At 65.4% G+C, this 3,118-nt stretch carries 2 protein-coding genes and 1 pseudogene; 2 read left to right on the forward strand and 1 reads right to left on the reverse strand.

Going from position 1 to position 3,118, the window contains the following annotated elements; all coding sequences use genetic code 11:
• Window positions 1–191, forward strand: a pseudogene (locus tag AC04L7_RS15380) (OsmC family protein); the annotation flags it as partial.
• Between the two features lie 172 nt (window positions 192–363).
• The gene (locus tag AC04L7_RS15385; RefSeq protein WP_436000994.1) at window positions 364–1,398 is read left to right on the forward strand and encodes a LacI family DNA-binding transcriptional regulator; all 1,035 of its coding nucleotides are present in this window, start codon (window positions 364–366) and stop codon (window positions 1,396–1,398) included.
• A 159-nt stretch (window positions 1,399–1,557) separates the two neighbouring features.
• Here AC04L7_RS15385 and AC04L7_RS15390 read toward each other — a convergent pair whose 3' ends face one another.
• A complete protein-coding gene (locus AC04L7_RS15390) occupies window positions 1,558–3,117 on the reverse strand; it encodes an alpha-amylase family glycosyl hydrolase (RefSeq protein WP_475513340.1) in 1,560 nt (519 codons plus the stop codon).
• Window position 3,118 lies beyond the last annotated feature (1 nt).

A 3,118-nucleotide genomic window follows, 5' to 3' on the forward strand; every position in this document is an offset into this window, starting at 1 on the left:
TCCATGCCGATATCCGGCTGGCCGAGGCGGGGGCGACGCATGCCTCGCTGGAGCGGATCCTGGCCCAGTTCGAAAACTTCTGCGTGGTCACCGAGAGCGTGCGCCACGGCATCGAGGTCTCCGTCAGCATCACCGACGCCGATGGCGTGCAGCTGCACGGTGCGACTCGAACGGACCAGGGCACGCCCTGAGCTGCGAGCCCGCTCTCGGGGGAACGAGGTACGTCATGATGAGGCGCTGCCGGCGCCCTTTCGCGACTTGCGTCGCTCCCACGGCGGAAGGGGAGGCCCCGACCGGATCGCCGCCTGCGGCCCGGCGTGGCATGATCCTGACCTCCGCCGTCCGTATCCGAAGCCGTCCGTGATCGCGCCCATCAAGGGGAAGGCCACCTCGCTGGACATCGCCCACCTCGCGGGYGTGTCCCAGCCCACCGTGTCGCGCGCCCTGCGGGGCAGTCCGATGGTCAACGAGGAAACACGCAAGCGCATCCTCGCCATCGCCGAACAGCTCAACTACAAGGTGGACAAGAACGCGTCCAACCTGCGCCGGCAGCATTCCGGAACGCTGGCGCTGCTTTTCTTCGAAGATCCCACGCCCGACGAATCGGCGATCAACCCGTTCTTCCTGTCCATGCTGGGCAGCATTACCCGTGCATGCGCACTGCGCGGCTACGACCTGTTGATCTCGTTCCAGCAATTGTCGACCGACTGGCAGGCCGACTACGAGGACAGCAAGAAGGCCGACGGCATCATCCTTCTGGGTTATGGAGACTATCTGGAAGCCCGCAGCCGGCTGGAGCGGCTGGTGGAGCAGGGCACGCATTTCGTCCGCTGGGGCGCCGTGCAGCCTGGTACGCCCGGGGTGTCGATCGGCTGCGACAACACCCAGGGCGGCCATGACATCACGGCGCACCTGATCGTGCAGGGGCGTCGCCGCATCGCGTTCCTCGGACATGCGTCCAACCACTATCCGGAATTCTTCGAGCGCTACCTCGGCCATCGCCGGGCGCTCGAAGCCGCCGGCCTGGTGGCCGACCCTGCACTGCAGGTCGATGCGATCACGACCGAGCAATCCGGCTACGAGGCGGCCAGCACGTTGCTGGCGAGTGGTGCGACGTTCGACGCCGTCTTCGGCGCCAGCGACCTGATCGCCGTCGGCGCGATGAAGGCGCTGCTCGAACACGGCCGTCGCGTGCCCGACGATGTCGCGGTGGCCGGCTTCGACGACATCCCGCTGGCCAGTTTCATGAATCCCGGCCTGTCCACCGTGCAGCAGGACACCAAGCTGGCGGGCGCCCTGCTGGTCGAGACATTGCTGGCGCTGATCAATGGTGAACCGGCGGAAAGCCAGACCATTCCGGTGAAGCTGGCGTTGCGCGGATCGACCGCTGCCAAGTGAGTCTGCGGTTGTAGGAGCGACGTGAGTCGCGACCGCGCGCCATCAGCTCTGCTGGCGTTCCCCGACTCCGAGAACGTGTCCTCTCCAGCGCGCCCACGCGCGTACAGGTCGTTTCTGGTTAACGGTCGCGACTTGCGTCGCTCCCACAGAAGGCATTGGTCAATCCGCCTTCGGCGACTTGCGTGCCATCAGCTCGGCGAGACGTGCACGGGTATCGGCCCGCGCAATCGCATCATCCAGCAGGAACACGCGCACACCGTGGGCCGGCACGTCCGCCTGCAGGCGGTTGCGCACGCGCTGGGTCTTGCCGGTGAAGGCGTCGCGCCACTGGCCTGGCTCGAGATACTCGGACACGGACATCTTTGCCGGCGTATCCGCCTTGTTCAGCAGCACCAGCGCGGTCTGGGTGGTTCCTTCGTGCTGGAGCACGCGGTAGAAGATCGCCTGGTCTCCCTTCAGGCGTACGTTGAGCTGCAAGCCGCGCTGCAGGGCCGGTGTTTCGCGGCGCAGCTGCGCGATGCGCTTCAACGGGGCGAAGATCGGGCTCTGCGGTGCCGCGTCGATGCGTTCCTGGCCGAAGTAGTTGCGGTTGCCGGCGTGCTCGGCGTTGCCACGCTCGAAGCCCACTTCCGAGCCGTAGTAGATCACCGGGATGCCGCGCGCCGTGAACAACCAGTTGTGCGCGTCGATGAAGCCGGTGTCCGCGGCCTTCATGCGCGCCATGTCGTGGTTGTCGTAGAACGTCATGAGATCGTACGGATTGGCGTACGGACCGTCTTCCAGGTACAGCGCCTTGCCGAGTTCCTCGTAGCTGGTGCCCGGCTTCTCGAACACCTCGGTCAATTTGGCCTTCAACGGGAAGTCCAGCACGCTGTAGCTGCCATTGCGGGCCCAGGTATGGCCGGCGATGCTGGCGGCGTCGTAGTTGAAGTTCTCGCCGAACATGAAGAAGCCCGGCTTCTTCGCGCGGATGCGGTCGGCGAATTCCTTCCAGAACGCGTGCGGCATCCATGCGATGGTGTCCACGCGGAACGCGGCCGCGCCCTGGTCGATCCACTGCTCGTACGCGCCGACCAGGTACTCCATCATCGCCGGGTTGTTCTCGTTGAAGTCGGACAACTGCGCCAAGCCGCCGCCGGTGTTGTAGAAGGCGTGCATCGGCTTGCGACGCGGATCCAGCTTGTCCGGGTCCAGATTCTGGTGATCGGCGACCAGCTTGCCGTCCTTGTCCCAGACCTTGCCGTACTGCGGCTGCATCTCCGGCATGGAATAGGCGGGCGAGCCATGGTTGCCGACGATGTCCAGCACCACGTCCAGCTGCTGCTGCTTCATCGCCGCGGTGAAGCCGGCGAAATCCAGCCCTTCGCTGGGCAGGTGTTCATCCAGCTTGTAGAAGTTGATGCCCCAGTAGCCGTGGTACCCGGTCTTGCCGCGGTCGGTGAACATGCCTTCCCACTTCACTTCGTCGCCGCCGGTGAACGCTTCATCGGGATTGTCGACGATGGGGGTGACCCATACCGAGGTGAAGCCGAGGTCGCGGATGTAGCCGGCGTTGTCCAGCACACCCTTGAAGTCGCCGCCGAGGTAGCCGATGTTGTCGCTACGCCCCGCGGGTGCGCCCGGGGTGGGGCGATCGAAGGTAGGGTGCTTCCCGCCCTGGTCGCGATGGTCGTTCGACGGATCGCCGTTGACGAAGCGGTCGGTCAGCACGAAGTACACC

The organism is Pseudoxanthomonas sp. LjRoot204_2 (genome assembly GCF_056175765.1).